Below are 19875 nucleotides of genomic sequence, written 5' to 3' on the forward strand. Positions count from 1 at the left end.
GGTTCCTTGTAACAAATAAAGATACGGGTTAGCTTTCATCGCCAACCACGATGATTGTTCCGAACTATAGCTGAGATGCCAAAGCCATCAGCCGCCGGATAGAATAAATTGAAAGCGCTTTCATTTATAGCATAAAACTGGCGCAAGGCAATGGTTTTGCTTTGAATTACCCGACTGACAGCACTGAAGTGCCACCAGTCGTGCGGGCAAAGATGGATTAAGTTTCTGCCAGATAAAATCTTTCGCGATATGCTTTTGGCGTCAAACTGGTGTATTGCTGAAACAGTTTGCGAAAAGACGACAGATCCTCGTAGCCGATTTCCGGTAGCAATTGCTCTATTGGTTTTAAACTGCTCTCTAACAATTGCTTGGCTTTTTCAATCCGCAGTTTTTGCAGATATGCCATCGGGGTGTCGCCGGTATGTTGTTTAAAGCGACGCAGCAAAGTGCGGGGGGTTAACGAAAATTGGGCGGCGATATCTGCCAGTTCCAGCTCCCTGGCCAGATTTTTACGTAAAAATTGTTGGATTTGAAACACTTTATCATCCGGATGCGAGGATAGTTGCGGCAACGACAAATAAGGTGTCTGGCTGCTGCACTGTGGATCAGTCAGCATAATTTTGGCCATTTGCTGACTGAATCTGTTGCCATAATGTCGCTGCGTTAACGCCAGGCACAGTTGCACATAGGCATTGGTGGCCCCGGCGGTATAAAGTAAATCCTGCTGACAAACTTTGTCATCGACCAGTAAAGTGACCTTGGGGAATAATTGCCGGAACTGATCAGCTAAAAACCAGCAAGTGGTGGCGCTTTTACCATCCAGCAGACCCGCAGCGGCCAGCGCAAAACTGCCATTACAACTGGCGGCAATCGGAATTGCCAACTGGTGGGCTTGTTGTAATAAAGGTTGTTGCCGGAACAGTTGCAACACGCCAGCCAGTTCGGTCGGGTGATGGGCATAGCTGCCCGGTACCAGCAATAAATCCGCCTGCTCCAATTGCCACGGACTGCACTGAAACAACAAAGCGCCAGCTTGATGACTGCTTTTTTGTTCGATATCAACCAACTGTACCTGATACAGCGGTTCCGTCAGTTCGGGTGACTGAAATCTGGCTAAGTCATTACAAAAACGAAAATAATCCTGCATGCCGCAGACCTGGCCTGCCGCAACGCCGGGATACAACACAATCAGCACTTGTTTCATTTTGTCGTTAATCGCCTTTTATGTGTCATTATTGCCACTGTAGGCGCTTTGCTGCGGTTTGTAAACTAGCACTTCAATCCAGAGCAAGGAGCAAGATGATGAAATTCACCGGTTGGGCCGCACTTGGGCTGATAGTGCAGTGGTTGCTCGTGTTATGGCTGAATTTTCGGGTAGAGCAAGACCCCTTTATTCAGTTCGTGCTGGTGCCCATGCTGCTGCTGTCAGGTTTATATTTATACAGCAGCCGGCAGCGGCAATAAAAAACCACCGTCAGAGACGGTGGTGGAGCAAAATGGCTCAATGCAGGACGAAAATGCCAAAGGGGTGGCCGCCGTTGCAGCTGCAACGGCGGCCAAAAGTTAAAACTGATAAGACAAGCCGATTTTGCCGTAACGGCCAGGTTCGCTGAATCTTTCGATGCCATTGCCCAGCACGCCACCGAGCACGGCGGCCTGGCTTGGGTTGATCATCCGGATCCGTTCCCAGCGGTAATACTGTTTATCCAGCAGATTAAAAATACCTGCTGTCAGTTGCAGATCGTCGGTCAGATCCCATTGCAGCGATAAATCCAGCAGCAAAGCGCTGTTACTCAGATAAGGCCGGCTGATCATGTTGCCCTGGCCATCCTGGTAACGGGCGTCTTTGGCTGCTTTGCCTTGCTGGAATTTATTGTTTAGTAACAGCCGTACCGGCCGATCCGGCACTTGGTAACCGATGCCAATCGCAGCTGTCAGCGGTGCAATACTAAGCATGGGCAAACCGTTGGCCAGCTCACCCTGCTGATAGGCCGCTGACCATTGCAGCCGCCACTCTGGCGCCGGTAACCAGTTGCCTTCCAGCTCCAGTCCTTGCACTGTGGCTTCACCACTGTTGTCAATCTGGGTGTAAATGCTGCCGTTGGTTAACCGACAACCGCTGCGATCACAACTTTGATATTGCACAGTCGGATTCTGCAACTTCTGCACTGTTTCTATAAGATTGCTGTATTTATCCTGGAAGATGGCTACTTTTTGCTGCAAATTATCCAGTTGCAGCTGATAAGACAATTCCAGTGCCAGGCTCTGCTCAGCTTCGAGTGCCGGATTGGCGATATGACTGAGTAAGGTCACGGTTTTTTTACTGACCGCTTCCTGGGCTGTGGTGGTCGAGGTTTGCAGATATAAATCTTCTACCGTTGGGGCACGAAAGCCTCGCCCGGCCTGCAGGCTGATGCTTTGTTGCTGATCGAGCTGTTGTGTCAGTTGGGTCAGCCAGCTTAATGCCGAAAAACTGACATCTTGCACAGTGCCGGTTTTGTCCTGATATTGCGCCGTCAGGCCGGGTTGATAGTCAATTTCATCATAACGCCCGCCCAGTGTCAGCCGGGTGTCGGTCTGATTGAAGGTAAAGACACCACGACCAAACAGTGCCAGCTCCTTCACGTCGCTGTCCGGCACCAGCGCCGGATCAACTTCCAGCAACGAAATGGTCGTGCTGGTACCGACATAACGCCTGTCAATGGCACTAAAATGGACTTGTTTTTGTCGCGAGCTGGCGCCGTACAGCCATTGCTGTTGCCAATGGTCGGTTTGCAGTTCTTTCTCCAGTTCCAGTCTCAGCTGACGGGCTTGCTGGCGGAAGCTGCGATCTTCACTACGCAGACAAGGTGTCACACCTTTCGGGCAGGCGGCAGTCACCAGCATGGTGGTCAGGCCGCTGTTGAATGAATGTTGATGATCGTACTGGAAGTGCAAGACATCATACAGCGCAGTGCTGTTACTGTGGTTATAACTCAGGCTGTAGCGTTTACGGTAAGCTTCATCCTCACCGGTACGGGCCAGATAAGACTGGTCCAGCCGGGATAAATTATTCAACACAGCGTCGCTTTGCTGCAGATCAGCGGTCAGGCCAAATTGATGGAAAGGCGCCGTCTGATAGATCAATTTAGCCAGCAAATTGTCGCTGTGCTGCTCGGATGGATCGGCGCTGGTGCGGCCCGGGCCTGTATTATGATCAGCATCTGACCAGGCGCGTTGTTGTTCGCCATTGCGTTTGGTCAGCACCAGTAAGGCTTCCAGTCCTTGCTCGCGGCCAGCCAGTATCGCGCTTTGCATCCATTCATGATTAGCACCGTTGTATTCGGTTTTCAGGCGGGCGTAGCCGCTACGAGGACCTTGCGGTAACAAATCAGCCGGATCCTTGGTGATAAATTGTACTGCACCGCCGAGTGAGCCTGAACCTGAAGTAATAGCGTCAGCGCCTTTGAGGACATTGATCTGCTTCAGTGCGGCGGGATCCAGACCACCCCGACCGACCCGAAAAAAATCATAGTTCGCGTAACTGGCCGGATCCAAACTTTCGCCTAAGGCCATGCCATCGATGGTCATACCAATTTGATCCCCTTCCAGGCCACGAATATTGATACCAGCCGAGCCAAAACGACCCATATCAGTGACGGTCACTCCTGGTATATCCCGCAACAGGTCGGTCAGGTTACTGGCCTGCTGCAATTCCAGTTGCTGACTGCTCAGTTGTTGCTGGGTCGCCAGTGTGCTTGCGCTCACCTGCAGTGCCGAGGCTCTGACTTCAACCACCGCCAGTTGGGCGTTGGCTGTTTGGCCAGTGGTGGCTTGAGCTGTGGTGGCCTGCGCTGTGCTGATCGGTTTGCTGGCGATTGCCGACCATGACAGCAGTGTCAGACTGACGGCAGTGGCTACCAATGAAGGAGAAAACTGCATAATAAAAACCTTTTAACGGATGAAAACTGCCATTAATTTATTCTAAATAAGAATCATTCGCAACTTTAATTTGCAATTAAATATGTTTGTTTTCAATTATTTATATTTGTGAAGCCAGAAAGGCAGCGGCACGAAGTGGCACTGTACTGGTTGTTTGGGCGCTGTTGCCGGGCATGAGCACCTGTTGTGCTGATGGTGGAAAAAACTGCTTTGCTGTGCTAACGATGCTCCTGCTGGCGGACTAAACCGGCGGACGCCGGCTTGCGTTGGTCTGGGGTCGGCGGGTTGGCCAGGACCTGCCAGCAGATCTGACCCCATTCAGTCCGTCCCTGGACGCAGCCATGCTGGTTAGCATGCCAGCGCAGCGCCAGTTTGATTTTTTCGTGGCCGCCGTCTTCGCGCGCAGCTTCCAGCCACAAAACATACTGACCGGCAGGCAAGGGCTTACCTTGCTGATCGCGGCCATCCCACTGCAATTGATACTGGCCACTTTTGCGGGTGGCGCTGCTGATACTGTCCAGTAACTGAGGTTGCTGCCGTTGCAACTGCCACCAACTCCGTAGTTCTGCTAACCAACGGCTTTGCTCGCCTTGCAAACTGAGTTGCCGTACTAAGGTGAATTGGTCATCAGCCAGCCAAATCGACAGATAAGGCCGTTTGGCGGTTGGCCCATGCTGTGGCAACTGGTAGCTTAACTTTAAGCTTAAAACACTGTGACGCAGGCTAGGCTCGGCCAGTAACTCATACCAGCGACCCGCAGCCAGCAGTGGTCCTTGTTCGGGTTGGATCAAGGCGCTTGCCGTGGTGGCATCGGCTATCGTAGTAACCTGGTCAAACAACGCCTGATGTGCTGCCACCGGCGTTGCTGCCAGGCTTTGCGCCAGTAACCAGGCGCTGCTGGCCGAATTGGCGACGGCAGCAACTTGCGGGGCATAGTCCAGCGGCCAGCCATCTTCCGGACTGAGCAGGGGGCTGAACTGGCGGTGGCTGAGCCGGTAAGGCCGATCGCCACGGCGTGGATGCAGGCTATAAGCCAGTGCTTGTTGCTGCAGCATCAGTTGAGTTAAGGCATGCGGTTGGTTATTGGCGGTGGTGTCGGTGGCTGCCTGCTGAAATTGTACCTTGGCAGGGAATGCCTCGCCCTGGACCAATGTGATGCCAGCCAATTGCAATTGCCATTGGCTGGCCTGTGGCCACAATTGTTGCACCTGAGGTAACAGTTGATCCAACAGCATGGCAGCGCTCAGTCCGGTGCCGTCCAGTTGAAACAAGTGGCCGGCTTGCTGTCTGGTAGCCGCCTGACTTAGCTGCTGCTGACTTGGCAGTGACTGCCTTTGCAGCAAACGACTGTCCAGTTGTCTGAGTTGGCGGACTTGCTGGCGTAAGGCGATGCGATCAGGCAGTTCAGCTTGCTGCTCAGCCTGTTGCCATTGTTGCCTGATCTGGCCCAGCCGGCAGTGATAAGCCCGGGTTTGTCGCCACCAGTGTTCGCACAGTTGCAGCAACTGCAGCACATGGCTATCTGTGGTCTGGCCGCTCTGGTTAAAACGACTAAGCGCTGAGTCCGGCTTGCTGCCATCCAGCGCTTGTTGTAACAACTGCAACTGCTGTAGCAATGCCGGTAATTGTGTTGTCAGTTCAGCCTGACTGACTCCCCTGAGCGTCAGTTGAAATGACTGATCCAGCACAGTGTGTTGCCAGCGCTGAGTTTTTGCGAGCTGCTCAGCTGCCACTGTGTGGTTGCACAGCAACCAGCAGCCCAGAAGGGCGCCGGTTGTCGTAAGCAGCTGTCGGGCGACGCGTTTTTGGCGGGACAAGGCTGACATCGACTTATTTCATGATGGCGTTTTTATCGGCCATGCTGGCAGCAGTCGGGCCGGACGCTTTGCGCATTTCAGCTTCAGCCAAAGTCGTCGCAGTCTGCTCAACTGGCGGCAATGCTTCCTGCAGTGTGACAACCGCATCCTGATCGCTGTCCCAGCGGGCAAAAGTCGCTTGGCCAGCTTGTTGATACTCCTCGGCTGATAACCGCTGGTCCTGATTGCTATCTAATGCTTTGAAGCGCATTGCGGCTTGCTTGAGCTGGGTCGAGCGCACAGTCGCCACCTGACGATCCAGGCGGTCCATAAACTCATCCCGATATTCCTGGGGAGATAGCTTGCCATTGTGATCGGTATCTGTGTTGGCAAAACTTTGTGCGCGCTGCGCCAGATATTCCGCTTGGCTGACAGCGCCATCGTTATTCTGATCATAAATTGCCAGCATACCGCTCAGGTTGTGGCTGGTTGGCATTTGTAAAGTGAGGTTGGTTGCCGGGCGGAGCGGCGCAGCGCCAGCCTGGGTTGGTGCTGACGGGCGAGGCTTGGGCTTTGGATCGGCCTGATTGATCAAGCCATCCTGATTAGTATCTAAAAAGGCAAAACCCCGCTCACCGGTGGCGTCATATTCGGCGCGGCTGATAAGCTTATCTTTATTTTTGTCCAGCGCTGCAAACCGCACAACTGTTTGTTTGAGCTGACCGGCCCGGTCCCCGGCTAATTGACGATCCAAACGATCGGCATATTCCGCCTGATAAGCCTGTTCATCGACGTTGCCAGCACCAGATTGCTGCATGCTGGCAAAACGTTGGGCGCGACTTTGCGCAAATTCAGCGCGGCTGACCCTGTTATCGCCGTTTTGATCAAATTCGGCGATAAAACTAAGTTTGGCGGATTGGCCCTGCGCATGTGCCGGTTGTTGCTGCGACTTTGCTGCTTTGGGTTCAGCGGCTTGCAGGTAAATACTGCTCAGAGTTAAAAATAATGTCAGGGCGATTTTTTGATTTGGCATCAGGCAGGCTCCGGTTAGTCGGTGATTTCGACCACAGCGCTATAGCTGTAGCTATACTCTGGCGCTTTGGCATTGGCTGGGGCTTTGGTTTTATGGCGTACCAGCAGCAGATAAGTGGCTGGCTCCGTCACGCTAAATTGCAGTTCACCCTGGGCATCACTGCGTAACTGCTGGCTTTGTTCCTCATCGGATTGACCCGTCTGATGCAGTTGTAAACTGGTGTTGGTCAGTGGTTTACCGTTAAACAGCAGCCGAGTTTTGATTGGCTGGTTGATATATAAATCGTTTGGGTGACTGATAAATTGAATTTCCAACCCCTGGCCATGCGGTTGCAGCACTCGTTGATCCGGTTTGCCTTTACTGACATAAGTTTCAGCCAGTGTCACTGATTGAAAATGACTGCTTAGTGTTATCCCGGCCGGTGGTTGTTGCTTAGGATCACGGCTATTGACGGTTTTGCCGTCCTGTTGCCAGCTTCTGAACACAGCGCCAAAACGTTGACCTGTGCTAAAGCGGTAAGTGCCAGCAGCCTTCAGTTGATGTTCCAGCACAGTGCGACTGCGGACCATGGCTTGTTCAGCCGGTTGTTCGTGACCACCCGCTGGCGTAAATACCTGAAACTCACTTTGATCAAACTTGGCTTCCGGCAGAAAAAATTTATCAGCAAAAGCCGCTTCAAGACTGACCCAGTCCCGGATCGGCTCAAAGCTTTCCGGTGCCAGATAAGGGACGTGCGCCTGGCTGCTGTTGCTGAGTAACCACAAAGCACAGCTGATAGGCTGTAAGCATAGCCATAGACGGCGGCGGTGTTGAGAATGGGCTGGCATCATCACTCCTATTGAAAATAGTTCTCATTTATTTATATGTTATAGTAAATGAGAATTGTTTTCAATAAGTGACGTGCTGGGTCAATGCCAGCAAAAAATTAATGCAACAACTGCGGGGATTGCTGTGCCGGCGAGGCTTGGACATTGCTGTCAGCTTCGGTCGCTGCCAGTTGGCACAGCTGATATTCGGCTCTTAAACGGGCACTTTGCTGCAAAACGGCGAGACTGGCTGGATGGGTCGCAGCCTGCTGATCCAGCATTTTTTCAAACCAGTGCAAGCCTTGTTTTAACGTACTGCGACACAATCGCCAGCGTTGTTGCTGACTGTAGGTTTGTGCCAGGTTCAGAATGGCAATCGACAGACATAAGGTTGGTAACGACGCTTCTTCAGTAGTCAACTCCGCCGGGCAATCCACAAAAGCACAGTGGTACCAAATCGGCCAGACTTCAAATAACGCTTGCCGGTAACAACGCTGTGCCAAGGCCAATTGTTGGCTGGCATAAGCTTGATTGCCGAGTGTCATCCAGTGTTGCCATTGTTCCATTGCTGCACCTGTATATAATTAAGAATTATTTGCATTTAATCTAGGGCGAGTCTGGCACTGATGCAAGCTTTTTGCTAAATTAAATGAAAATGATTCTCATTAAGTTAGTTGTGGCATGAAGATGAATTACCGCAAGAAGTTGTTACCGTTAGCGATCCTGGCGTTGGTATCGGCATTTTTATATCTGCAGCATCAGCAACAGTGGTTTGTCAGCTAAAACCCACACTTTTGGCCATCAAGGTTCAGCTTTCAATGCCAGCTTGGCTGCTGGGCGGTATGCTCTGTTGTAAGTGGCTGATATGGCGTTGCAAGGCATCCAGCTCATCGACAGCCGATTGTTGTTGCCGCAGGCTGTGTTCAGCGTCTTTGGCTAGTTTGGCCAGTTCGCGAAACTCAAAACAAGCGGCAGTGCCTTTGGTTTTGTGCAGCAACAGTAATAACATCGCTGACTCGGCTTGTTGCCGATAGTCACTGAGTTGCTGCTGGACTGCCGTCAGACTGGCCAGAAAACTGAGTTGCAGATCGTCGTATGCGGTGTCGGCTATCGAAGTGCCAGTTGCATGGTGTTGAAAAGATTGCAAATAAGGGGCGATGGCCTGCATCAGCGCCTCTTCAGATAAGGGTTTGGTTAAAATTTGCTGGCAACCGGCTTGTTGCATTTCCAGATGCTTTTCTTTCAGTACATCAGCCGTCAGCGCCAGTACTGGCTGGCGAAAGCCTGCACTGCGCAGCTCTTTTAATGTACTCAGGCCATCCTTGACCGGCATATGCATATCCAGCAGGATCAGATCGATGGCCTGTCGCTGCAGTATCGTCAGCGCTTCGGCACCATTGTCAGCCTCGAGTACCTGCAAGCCATATTGGGTCAACATACTGCGGAATAATTGGCGCAACTCGGCCACATCATCTGCTAGCAATACTGTTGCCCGATACTGCATATGGTCTGTTTGTTTGCTGGCGATTGGTTGAATAGCGGCACAGAGTGTCGTTACTGGGCAAGGTTGTGGCACAGTCCATTGTAGGGTGAATCTGCTGCCAAGGCCAGCTTCACTTTGCAGGCCAAAACGAATGCCGAGCAATTCAGCCAGTTTTTTACAGATATAAAGCCCAAGCCCCGTTCCGCCATATTGCCGGGTCGTACTGATGTCGGCTTGCTCAAAAGCTTCAAAGATATAACCTTGTTGCGCTGGACTGATACCGATGCCGGAATCGGTCACCGCCAGCAGTAAATGGGGTGGCTGATAGTCAACTTCAAAGCGGATAAAACCTTCGCTGGTAAATTTCAACGCATTACTAAACAGATTCATCAGGATTTGTTTTAATCGAAAGGCATCTGTCTGTAGCTGCGCTGGCAATTGGGCCGTATGGATAAATTCAAATTGCAGACCCTTCTGGCTGATACCAGGTTCAATACTTTGGCATAATTCCTGAAGAAATTCAGCAAAATCAATCAGCTGTATATCCAGCTTTAATTTATCTTCTTCCATTTTGGCACTGTCAAGAATGTCGTTGACAATATGTAGTAAAAATACACAGTTGGATTCAATACTGCGCAACTCATTTTGATAATGCTGCAACTCAGGCACTTTTTGCAGTTGCAGGGTAAAACCTTGAATAATGGCCAGCGGCGTGCGTAATTCATGGCTCATATTGGCCAAAAAACGATTTTTTGCTTCTGCCAGCCGGGTGGCGCGGTCGCGCTCGGCAGATAACTCGGCGGTGCGCTCACTGACCCTTTGTTCCAGTTCTGCGCTGAGGGTGGTTTTTTCGGTCAGTACTTTTTGTAACTGTTGATGGGTGAAGCTGATGCGGCGTTGCATCTGATTGAGACTGAGCGCCAGTTGATCAAACTCCAGTGCCGGCGCCAATTGGCGTGGCGCCACTGCCGGCGGATGTCCCAGTTTAAATTGCTCCAAGTCTTGCACCAAGGTGCTTAAGGTATTGGTATAGCTACTGACAAAACGGGCTGCGCTGGCTCGCATCACCACCATCAGGCCCAGCAACAACAGTAATGCCAGCAGTAAATAACCGTGATAACGCAGCAAATGTGGCAAATTATCCTGATAAATTAATAACTGCCAGCGCGTATCCTGAATTTCTTGCTGGTGTAGCAAATAATGGCTGTCACTGGTCAGCACCACAGCTGTTAATGGGTTAAACCAGGAATGCTGAAAATACTGCTGTTGCTGGTCCAGTCCAAGCCAGGCTAAATCAACCGGCTGTCCTACAGCAAAGGGCTGACTACTCCATAAATTTCGCTGCGCACTGTCATGTAACACAATGTGGCAACCCCTTGGTAAAATCAGACGCTGAAACTGTTCCGTTAACTTCGTCAGTAACACGGATGCTTCAATCACACCGCTAAATTTGCCGGCTTTAAAATAAGGATGACTGACGGCAAATAACCAGTCATTGCCTAATTTTTCGCCTTGAAACACTTCGCTGATATAAGGCAAACCGCTGTGGCTGGGTTGGATAAAATAAGCGCGGTGTGCGACTGATGCGCCGCGAATGTCCTGTTCAATAAATTCTTTATAATAATGTTGTACCTGACCTTGCGCGTCTGTGACCAGCGCGGAAATAAATTCAGGCGTAGTCGTGACCAGATTTTGCAGCAACAAGGGGGGCGGAATGTCGTCCAGATTGTGGCTGCTAAACGCCAGAATGCCCCGAAAATGACTAAGCTTTTGGGTTATTGCGGCTGAAAATTGCTGTTTGAGCTCGCTGAGTCTGGCGTTTTGACTGGATAAATCCTGCACTATGGCTGCATTTAACCCCACGGCGACGACAAAGGACACAGGGATCACCGCATAAGCCGCAATATGGCTGGCCAACTGGTGTTGCAGGCTTTGTTGTTTCAGGGTTTGTTCGTTGGCGGTGATATCCAGTAACATACCGCAACCGTATAAATTTACAGCAAAGTGCAGCAGCAACAGCAAAAATAGCAACCCGCTATACCCAGGTAACATCTGAAGGAAGCCAGGCCAGCCCCACAGACCAACAGCCATCAGCAGGGCGTAAACCGCCAGCCGCCAAAAAAAAGTTCTGTTGCTGACCGTCACAGTGGCAACCACCAACACTTGTAACAGACTGCTTAGCCAATAGCCGGGCTCTGCGACTGGCCACAACAACAATGGCAACGACAACAATCCCCATAGTGGTCCCAGCCGTAAGGCCAGTAACAAGGCACTGATATTTCCTGAGAGCAACGGCATCAGCAACGGTAGTTGCAAAGCCAGCAGATTCAAAAGCCAGCCAGCCGTAGTGACTGTGGCAAAAAAGCCGAGCCGGCGATAGCTCAGCCGAACTGTCATGGCCGGGCCGGTGTCAGCAATTGTTGCCAGCCCTGGCTGATCGCTGCCGGCAGCTCAGTCTGCTGATACTGGCCAGCTAAAAAACACTGGCTGTAAAACAGTAATTGCGCGGTCAGTGATACTTCATCCATGCTTGTCGCTGCGCTTGGCGACTGTAGTAAAATTTCTGACAGCACCGGGTCAAAGCCCCATAACGTCAGTAAATACACACTGACTAACACCGCATCGGATTGTGGCTGTTGCCATTGTTGCTCAGTGGCAAGCAGGCTGCTGTCGCGACCCTGAGCTGCTAATACCAGTTGACCAAGACCACTGAACAGCGCCGCCATAAAAGCTAAATCCTGCATCCTCTGCGGTAAATGACTGCAGTGCGCCAGCTTGCGGGCGCAGGCAGCCCACTGGTAGCTATGTTGACTGATCTGCTGATGCAAGCGGCTATCCAATTGGCTATACAGTTCTTGCTCGCAATACAGGCAAAGGGCAATGCTTTCAATCAGACTAAAGCCTAACCGCAGCACACTTTCGTCCAGCGAAGCCGTTTTGCGGCTGAAGCCCATAAAAGGTGAATTGGCCAGTTGCAAAATTTTACCGGTTAACACAGCATCCTGTGCCAACAGTTTTGCCAGTTGTTGCGCAGTGGTTTGTGGCTGTTTTAACAGTAGCTGTAACTGTCGGAAAATAGCCGGCAGGATCGGTAACTGGTTCAGGTGACCAAGTTCTTGTCGCACTTGGTTATTAAGGGGTAATTTAGCCAGCTGTTCAGCACAGCTGAAGACCAGTGCGACGTCCGCTTCAGTAAAAGGTTTCGCCAGGAAATGATGAATATCGGCACAATCTTCAAGCACGATATCGGCGCTGGTATCCGCTGTCAGCAGTGCCCGCACGGCTGCTGGTGCTAGATAGCGCACCTGAGTCAGTACCTGCTCACCGCTGTAATCCGGCATCACCCGATCACAGATCACTAAATTTGGTTTCGGTTGTTGCTGAAGGGCCTGCAGCATCAGGGCTGGTTGCGCGAACAACTGAATATCCCAAGCCGGGCACAGTCGTTTTAACATCCGATGTAAAGCCCTCAGGATCAGTTCGTCGTCATCAATCAACCAGGCGACCAAGACTGTCATGCGCGGACTCCCGGACGATGAAGGCGGAATGGTTGTTGTTGTAACATCTGTTGCAGCTCCTGGGCTGGTAGTGGCTTACTAAAAACAAAACCTTGCACTTCATCGCAGTGCATCTGGTGCAATAATTCCAACTGGACTTCACTTTCCACGCCTTCAGCCACCACTTGAATATTCAGTTCCTGTGTCATTCTGATGATATGACGGACCATACTTTGGGTTGGTAACGAGTGCTCTAAATCGATAATCAGCGAGCGATCCAGTTTCACCACATCCACGGGGAGCCGGTTTAAATACGACAGTGATGAGTATCCAGATCCAAAATCATCAATCGCAATCCGTAAGCCAGCCTGACGTAACTCGGTTAACACCAGTGCACAATCTTCCAGTTGTTGCACAGCCGTGGTTTCAGTCAGTTCCAGTTCCAGTAAATGTGCCACTGACGGCTTTTGCTCGAGCAGAGCAATCAGTTGCGGCACAAACTGTGGATCTTTGAGCTGAACCGCCGAAACATTCACCGCCAGTTGGATGACCGACTGACCTTGTTGTTGCCATTCTTCCAATTGCCGCAGGCTCTGTTGCAACACCCATAACCCAATCGCATTAATTTGGCCATCGCGTTCGGCGATTGGGATAAATACCGCCGGTGATACTGTCCCCAGCGTCGCATCATGCCAGCGTAGCAGCACTTCAGCGCTGTGGATTTCACCATCTGCCAGCGTCACTTTCGGCTGAAAGCACAGTTGAAAAGACTGCTGGCTGATCGCCTCAAACAGCGCATTGCTAATGGCATAATGGCGCCGTCTGGCTGCCACATAATTTTGATCAAACCGCATGATAAAGGTACCAGCCAGCGCGGTGTGACTGCGCGCAGCCACTTTGGCCTGTTCTAGCAGGCTTTTGGCATCAGTGCTGTCATCTGGCGCCATGCTATAGCCGATGTCGAAGCTGACGTGTAACGCAATGTTATCAATAGCTATCGGTTGTTCGAACCTTTTCAGTGCTTTTTGCAGCAAATTGAGTAAATTGGCTTCATGACCAAAACCTGACAACAGCAGCACAAACTGGTCGGCAAACAGATAAGCCACCTGACCACTGCGGCTTAGTTGCTGGATCAGGGTTTCTGCCACTGTGGAAACCAGTTGATCGGCCCCGGCAAAGCCAATTGCGTGATGAATGTCGTTAAAGTTTTTAATATCGAGGTAAACCAGTGCCAGTGGTCCCTGAGCTGCGGACAACGCCAGATCGGTGGCATGAATAATTTGCTCGCGATTGAGTAACTCTGCGGCAGTGGCTAAGGTTTGTCCGGCGGCGGCCGATGCTGTGCAAGCTTCCAGTCGTAACAATAAATGGCCACTGTCACTGAACTGATGGATCAGTTCCAACGCGCCCCCCTGATAGGTTTCGACCGCCAGACTCAGTTGTTGTTTTTGCAAAAAAGCGATCAGCGCCGGCACACTCAAATCACGAAATAAACTGCTAAGCACCGCCTGCGACAATTCGACAGCAGAAAGTTGCAGCAGTTGCTGTGCGCTGGCATTAAAACGTTTCACCACGCCACTGCGATCAAATTCTATCAGTGCATCTTTACTACCAATCAGCAGTGAGGTGCGCAACTGGGCATTTTTCTGCTGCTCATAATGTAAAAAAGCCTGCTCGATATCGTCCAGCAAGCTGGATTCCAGCCAGGGTTTTTGCAAAAACTTAAAAGCCACCCCAGAATTCAGCGTCGCGACCACTGAACTGAAATCAGCATAAGCACTTAAGATCATCGCCACCGTATCGGCCTGTTGTTGTCTTATTTGCAGCAGCAACTCGGCACCGTTGGTTTGTGGCATCCGAAAATCTGAAATTACCACCGGACAACGTTGTTGTTGTTGCAGGGTTAAAGCTTCGGCGGCAGTGCTGGCACAGAACACATCAAAACCATGCCGGCGTAATAATCTCTCCAGTGCTCGTAAAATATTAACTTCATCGTCGACCAGCAAAATTTTGCGTTTCATGCCAAAGCCCTCAGGGACGATTGGTTAACTCGCGGGCAATGCTCAGTAGTTCAGCATTATCAAAGGGTTTACTGAGGCAGGCGTCGGCTCCCATCGCCTTGGCTCTGGCCAGATCCACGTCAGTCAGACCGGAAATAACAATCACCTTGATGGCAGCGAGTTCCGGATGTTGCCGGATATAACTTAGCACTTCAAATCCGTCCAGCGCTGGCATATTTAAATCCAGCGTGACTAAGTCAGGTTTCAGGCTGAGTAAACTGACGCCGGCAGCAAAACCATCCTGCGCTGTTTGGACTGCAAAACCATTTTTACTAAACAGCCGCTTTAATGCATTCAGATAACCAGTCTCGTCATCAATTGCCAGCACGGCAGGTTGAGTTGGTAATGGTAATCCAACTGGTATAGGCATCTGATATTTCTGTAAAAAAAACAAAAAATCTGCCAGTTGCACCCGGTAATTACCTCGGCCCGGTAATTTATGACCTTTTAACTCTCCTTTGGCAATCCAGCGACTTACCGTTCGTTGGTGGACATCACAATAAGCAGCGATTTCGCTGGGTTTCAGAGTTTTCATCATAGGGAACTGCCTGCTATGGAAAGTTTTTTTGACTATAGCATAAATTTTATTCAAGACAATAGAGACATAAAGGACAGTTGCGTCCTACACTGGAAGTCAGGTTTTATCGTAAACACTGAATTGAATGGAGAACCGCATGACTGAGCCTTGGATTACTTTATTCCCGGAAATGGCTGTCGCAACAGGGCGGGTGTTTTGTGTGGATGATGAACAGAATATCCTGAAATCGCTCAAACGGTTATTGCTTAGTCACAATATTGAGGTCGTGACTGAATCAGATGCCAGAGTGGCGGTGGAACGGCTCAAAAACGAAAAATTTGAGGTCATTATTTCGGATATGCGGATGCCGGAAATCAGTGGCGCCGAAGTCTTAGAGCAAGCCGCTTTACACCAACCGGACTCTTTTCGCATCCTGATGACCGGATACGCCGATATCGCGTCCACCATTGCAGCCGTTAATCTGGGTAAAATTCAGCGTTACATTGCCAAACCCTGGGATAATGATGCGCTGGTCGCGGCGATTCGCGAGGGTTTGCAATTTGCGATGTTACTGCAGCACAATCTGCTGTTACAACAACAGGTTGAGCAGCATAATCAGCAATTAAGCCAGTTAAATCAGCAACTGGAAGCCCAGGTTGAGCGCAGAACTATTCAGCTCAAACAAAGTTTGCAGCAGCTCAAAGCCAGCTTACGGCAAATTGAACATAACCATATGTATTTGCTCAAAGTGCTGTATAACCAGATGAATGTGCATCCGTTGATTGATGGTCGTTTTGCCATCAGTGTCAGTTATCTGGCGGCAGCTTTGAGCCGTCAAATGGGGTTGGCGCCGGCAGAGCAACAACAGATTGCGCTGGCTGGCAAACTGTTAGAAATAGGTCTGACCGGGCTAGCTCCGGCTTTGCTACAAAAAACCTGGTATCAACTGGATGCGAAAGAATGGCAAAGATATCGCGAACACGTGCGTTTTGCGGCGGAAATTTTGTCGCCGGCACCGGCGCTGGCGGGGGTGGCAGAAATGATTGGCAGTCAGTATGAGCACTTTGATGGCAACGGTTATCCGGCGCAAAAACATGCCGAACAAATTGCAATAGGCAGTCGGGTGCTGGCGGTGGCGCGGGATTATCAGGGCTTGTTACAGGGCAGGTTATTGGCGGTAAAACTCAGTTCGGCTACAGCCTTGGCGCATTTACGCGCGCAGCAAGGCACTGTGTATGATCCGCTGGTGATGATGGCGCTGGCGGATGTGCTCAGTCAGCAAACCACCACACCTGAGTTGCAACCGCTGAGTACCGGTGTCAGCTTGCAACAGCTGCAACCAGGGATGCGACTGAAACATAATGTCTATAATCAGAAAAATATGTTGTTATTACCTGAGGGTTACGTGCTGACCAGCGCCAGTCTGGCAAAATTGCAGCAAATTTTGGCCGATCAGGCGGCGGACTTGTATTTTCAGATTGATACTGAGCCACAGCAAGAAGCCCACACCTGAGCGCAGGATCGCACTGGTGCGATAGTTATTTTTCAGGAGAGACCATGCAAAGTGCAGCGCAACTGCGGCAAAAAGTGATAGAGCTGACCTTCGAGAATAAACAGCTGCAGCACTATAAACAAATTAATCAGCTTATCTTGCGTGGTTTGAATACCCTGCTGACGCTGGATAATAAACAAGAGATATTTCTACAGTTTTTTGATTTACTCAAAGATGTCATCCATTTCAGTCAGGCGTCTATTTTGCAACTGACCGACCAACAACAGGTATTGGTGCTCGCCAGTTCTTTGCCTGTCACTGAATTGACTCAGGCAGAACAGCAGCAGCTATTGGCGTTTTTGCCCAAAGACGCCGCCAACTTTTTTGATGTACGCTCGTCATCTGCCTGGCAGCAACATTTTGCCGCCCGCTGGCCTGCCTGTACTTCATTGCTGATTCAGCCGTTTCACACCAGCAGAGCCGCCTATTATTTGTTGTTATCCGATAGCCAGGCCGGTGCTTTTGACGCTCGTCAGCAATTGCTGATTAACCAGTTTGTTGGTTTTGCCGCCAGCACCATGGACCGCATCGAAACCAGACAATTATTGCACCAGACGGAAAAATTACAGCAGCAACACCAGCAAATGCGGCAAAGCCTGATCCAATCGGAAAAGATGGCATCCTTGGGTCAACTGGCGGCTGGGGTCGCACATGAACTGAATAATCCGCTGGGATATTTACTGAGCAATATCAGTACATTTCAGGCGTATCTACAAACCTATCATCAGATGATTGCAGCCTATCAGCAGCTGACCGACCTCGATCCTGCCACTGCTGCATATCCGCAGTTATTACAGCAAATCAGGGCTGAAGCACAACAGCAGGATCTGGCCTATATCCTGACTGATAGTGTTGAACTGATCCATGATTCACTGGAAGGGGCGATGCGGCTGCGGGATATTATCAACAGCTTGCGTCGTTTCTCTCATCCTGATCGGGGGGTGATGGAGCAAGTCTCGGTCAATGATATTTTGCATAGTACGGTGCGGATGATTTTCAGTGAAATCAAAAATAAAACCACAGTGCAATACCAGTTAGCTGAACCGTTACCGCCGGTGCTGGCTAATCCGTCTCAGCTCAGTCAGGTGTTTTTAAATGTGGTGATGAATGCGGCGCAGGCCATGACGCAAAAAATGGGACAGATTGTGATCACCAGTCGTCAGTTTGGCACTCTGGTGCAATTACAAATTAGTGATAACGGTGCCGGCATCGCGCCTGAGCATCTGAGCCGGATTTTTGACCCGTTTTTTACCACCAAAGATGTTGGCAAAGGCACTGGTTTGGGTTTATCGCTGTGTAAAGCTATTGTGGATGAACATGGTGGTCATATTGAAGTACAGAGTGAATTGGGCCGTGGCAGTACTTTTCTGATCAGCTTTCCATGTTATCAGCCTGAGCCTGCGCCAACTGCCAGCCCGGATTAAGTATCGCCTTGTTTATTATGAAGCGTTTTAACGCGTTTATGCGCCGGATCAACTTCTGCTGCCAGCAAGTCCGGCATAATCATCCATAATCTGCTGACCACCGTATAACAGCCTGCAAGACCTGTTACGGCAGTTGCAGTGCCGGTAGTTTGCTGCCGGTACAGTGCAGTAACCACAAAAAGTAACACCAATCTACACAACAAAAGCAATGACGAACTGCATATCACATCGAAAATAACAAATGGAGTGAACAAATGAGTCAACTTGATCGCCGTAATTTTCTGAAATTATCCACCGCCAGTCTGGTTGGTATCACCATGGGCGGTATCAGTCTGCGCGCTATGGCAGATGAACAAATTAAGTTGGATGACCCGCTGGCCGTGGCCATGAAATATGTCAATAAGTCTACTGTAGAAGGCTCCAGTTGCAGTAACTGTGCCCATATCAAGGGGGATGCCAAAGCTGAGTGGCGGCCTTGCAATATCTTCCCGGCCAAGTTAGTCAATAACAATGGTTGGTGTGCAGCCTGGATGAAAGCGCCAGCCTAACTGCCAATTTTAACGGCCAACAAGCGTATTGCCCTGTTACAGGTAGGGCAATACGCAGATCCAATTCCAGTCTTGCTGCGTATAGTCTGAACTTAAAATCATTCGCGCCAGCTGACGTTTTACTTACCATGAACTCTATCAAGACCAAAGATTTTTCTGCGGCAGATCTCAGCCGTATCATCGAAATGGCGTGGGAAGACCGGACGCCGTTTGAAGCCATAGCCCGGCAATACCAGTTAAATTCTTCAGCGCTGGTCAGGTTATTAAGACAACACCTGAGCCGCTCGTCTTTTCAGCTATGGCGCGCCAGAGTCAGCGGCCGTAGTACCAAGCATTTAAAACTGCGCTCACCGGCGGTGAGCCGTGGTTATTGCCCTACGCAATACAAAAGATGATACTGAGCCCCAGAACCTCGATGGAGTCGACAATGCCCACGCCCAACCCTCACACTGCACAAGATGTGATCCTACTGACCGGTGGCGCGCAGCGCGTTGGTTTATATTGCGCCCAGGCGCTGCAGCAGGCCGGTTATCAATTAATTATCACCTATCGCACTGAACACCAAGCCGTCGAGCAATTACGCCAGGCTGGAGTAATTTGTATCGCGGCAGATTTAACCTCGCTGACTGCAACGGCGCAGTTGGTGGCTGATGTTCGCGCCCTGACGCCAAAATTACGGGCGGTCATTCATAACGCGTCTGCCTGGCAGAAGGATTTACCGCTGGCAGCGACCACAGATGGTGAGACCAGCACAGATCCGGCAGTACTCTTGCAACAACTCAAGGCGGATGCAGCGGTCTTTGATGCGATGCAGCACATTCATAGCCGGGCGGCTTATTTGCTCAATCGCGCTTTATTGCCTTTGTTGCAAGCGCAAACGGCGGCAGGCGGTCAGGCCGATATTATTCATCTGACCGATTTTGTCGCCAGTGTCGGCAGTGAAAAACATCAGGCTTACGCCGCCTCTAAAGCCGCACTTGAAAATTTAACCTTGTCGCTGGCCCGGCAATTTGCGCCAGCCATTAAAGTGAATGCGATAGCACCAGCGTTATTGATGTTTAATGATGGCGATAGCCCTGAGTATCAGCAGCAGGCATTGGCTAAATCTTTGCTCGGGGTGGCACCTGGTCCGCAAGAAGTGCTATCGACCCTGTGCTATTTGCTGCAAAGCCATTATATTACGGGTCGGGTATTGGCGCTTGATGGCGGCCGCCAACTGCGGCTTCCCTGAGGCAAGT

General features: G+C 50.6%; 17 protein-coding genes. 6 read left to right on the top strand and 11 right to left on the bottom strand.

Annotated elements, in window-relative coordinates:
- Window positions 1-217: 217 nt before the first annotated feature.
- A complete protein-coding gene (locus tag AC53GJ_RS05560; protein ID WP_496731546.1) occupies window positions 218-1204 on the bottom strand; it encodes a GlxA family transcriptional regulator in 987 nt (328 codons plus the stop codon).
- 95 nt (window positions 1205-1299) lie between these two features.
- Between AC53GJ_RS05560 and AC53GJ_RS05565 the strand changes: the two genes are divergently transcribed.
- Window positions 1300-1464 carry a hypothetical protein gene (locus AC53GJ_RS05565; RefSeq protein ID WP_496731547.1) on the top strand — a complete coding sequence of 55 codons (165 nt, stop codon included), beginning with the start codon at window positions 1300-1302 and terminating at the stop codon, window positions 1462-1464.
- Window positions 1465-1563: 99 nt separating this feature from the next.
- Here AC53GJ_RS05565 and AC53GJ_RS05570 read toward each other — a convergent pair whose 3' ends face one another.
- The 9 genes from AC53GJ_RS05570 to AC53GJ_RS05610 all read right to left on the bottom strand — a co-directional run bounded on the left by AC53GJ_RS05570 (window position 1564) and on the right by AC53GJ_RS05610 (window position 15134).
- Window positions 1564-3921, bottom strand: a complete 2358-nt coding sequence (locus AC53GJ_RS05570; RefSeq protein WP_496731548.1) for a TonB-dependent hemoglobin/transferrin/lactoferrin family receptor — start codon at window positions 3919-3921, stop codon at window positions 1564-1566.
- A gap of 218 nt (window positions 3922-4139) precedes the next feature.
- Window positions 4140-5654, bottom strand: a complete 1515-nt coding sequence (locus AC53GJ_RS05575; protein ID WP_496731549.1) for a DUF2271 domain-containing protein — start codon at window positions 5652-5654, stop codon at window positions 4140-4142.
- A gap of 97 nt (window positions 5655-5751) precedes the next feature.
- Window positions 5752-6750, bottom strand: coding sequence for a hypothetical protein (locus AC53GJ_RS05580; protein ID WP_496731550.1), 999 nt, complete (start codon window positions 6748-6750; stop codon window positions 5752-5754).
- A gap of 14 nt (window positions 6751-6764) precedes the next feature.
- The gene (locus AC53GJ_RS05585; RefSeq protein ID WP_496731551.1) at window positions 6765-7580 is read right to left on the bottom strand and encodes a DUF4198 domain-containing protein; all 816 of its coding nucleotides are present in this window, start codon (window positions 7578-7580) and stop codon (window positions 6765-6767) included.
- A 95-nt stretch (window positions 7581-7675) separates the two neighbouring features.
- Window positions 7676-8122, bottom strand: coding sequence for a hypothetical protein (locus AC53GJ_RS05590; protein ID WP_496731552.1), 447 nt, complete (start codon window positions 8120-8122; stop codon window positions 7676-7678).
- A 242-nt stretch (window positions 8123-8364) separates the two neighbouring features.
- Window positions 8365-11436, bottom strand: a complete 3072-nt coding sequence (locus tag AC53GJ_RS05595) for a response regulator (RefSeq protein ID WP_496731553.1) — start codon at window positions 11434-11436, stop codon at window positions 8365-8367.
- Window positions 11433-12557 (bottom strand): HDOD domain-containing protein, encoded by a 1125-nt coding sequence (locus AC53GJ_RS05600; RefSeq protein WP_496731554.1) that lies wholly within the window; start codon window positions 12555-12557, stop codon window positions 11433-11435. Before AC53GJ_RS05600 ends, AC53GJ_RS05595 begins: the two co-directional genes overlap by 4 nt.
- Window positions 12554-14557: a GGDEF/EAL domain-containing response regulator gene (locus tag AC53GJ_RS05605; RefSeq protein ID WP_496731555.1), complete on the bottom strand. Its 2004-nt coding sequence runs from the start codon at window positions 14555-14557 to the stop codon at window positions 12554-12556. Before AC53GJ_RS05605 ends, AC53GJ_RS05600 begins: the two co-directional genes overlap by 4 nt.
- A 10-nt stretch (window positions 14558-14567) precedes the next feature.
- On the bottom strand, window positions 14568-15134 hold the full coding sequence (locus tag AC53GJ_RS05610) for a response regulator (RefSeq protein WP_496731556.1): 567 nt from the start codon (window positions 15132-15134) through the stop codon (window positions 14568-14570).
- Between the two features lie 136 nt (window positions 15135-15270).
- On the opposite strand from AC53GJ_RS05610, the gene nosR reads away from it, so the two are divergent.
- Both nosR and AC53GJ_RS05620 read left to right on the top strand, forming a co-directional pair.
- A complete protein-coding gene (gene nosR / locus AC53GJ_RS05615) occupies window positions 15271-16626 on the top strand; it encodes a response regulator c-di-GMP phosphodiesterase, NosR family (protein ID WP_496731557.1) in 1356 nt (451 codons plus the stop codon).
- A gap of 44 nt (window positions 16627-16670) precedes the next feature.
- On the top strand, window positions 16671-18089 hold the full coding sequence (locus AC53GJ_RS05620) for a sensor histidine kinase (protein WP_496731558.1): 1419 nt from the start codon (window positions 16671-16673) through the stop codon (window positions 18087-18089).
- Here AC53GJ_RS05620 and AC53GJ_RS05625 read toward each other — a convergent pair.
- Window positions 18086-18352 carry a hypothetical protein gene (locus AC53GJ_RS05625; protein ID WP_496731559.1) on the bottom strand — a complete coding sequence of 89 codons (267 nt, stop codon included), beginning with the start codon at window positions 18350-18352 and terminating at the stop codon, window positions 18086-18088. The genes AC53GJ_RS05620 and AC53GJ_RS05625 overlap by 4 nt on opposite strands.
- On the opposite strand from AC53GJ_RS05625, the gene AC53GJ_RS05630 reads away from it, so the two are divergent.
- The 3 genes from AC53GJ_RS05630 (at window position 18344) to folM (ending at window position 19868) form a co-directional block, all read left to right on the top strand.
- A complete protein-coding gene (locus AC53GJ_RS05630) occupies window positions 18344-18637 on the top strand; it encodes a high-potential iron-sulfur protein (protein ID WP_496731560.1) in 294 nt (97 codons plus the stop codon). The two genes, AC53GJ_RS05625 and AC53GJ_RS05630, sit on opposite strands and share 9 nt — an antisense overlap.
- Window positions 18638-18765: 128 nt before the next feature.
- Window positions 18766-19032 carry a TIGR03643 family protein gene (locus AC53GJ_RS05635; protein WP_496731561.1) on the top strand — a complete coding sequence of 89 codons (267 nt, stop codon included), beginning with the start codon at window positions 18766-18768 and terminating at the stop codon, window positions 19030-19032.
- Between the two features lie 32 nt (window positions 19033-19064).
- The gene (gene folM, locus AC53GJ_RS05640) at window positions 19065-19868 is read left to right on the top strand and encodes a dihydromonapterin reductase (protein WP_496731562.1); all 804 of its coding nucleotides are present in this window, start codon (window positions 19065-19067) and stop codon (window positions 19866-19868) included.
- The last annotated feature ends 7 nt before the right edge of the window (window positions 19869-19875 follow it).

Source organism: Rheinheimera sp. B2H12 (assembly GCF_059620065.1).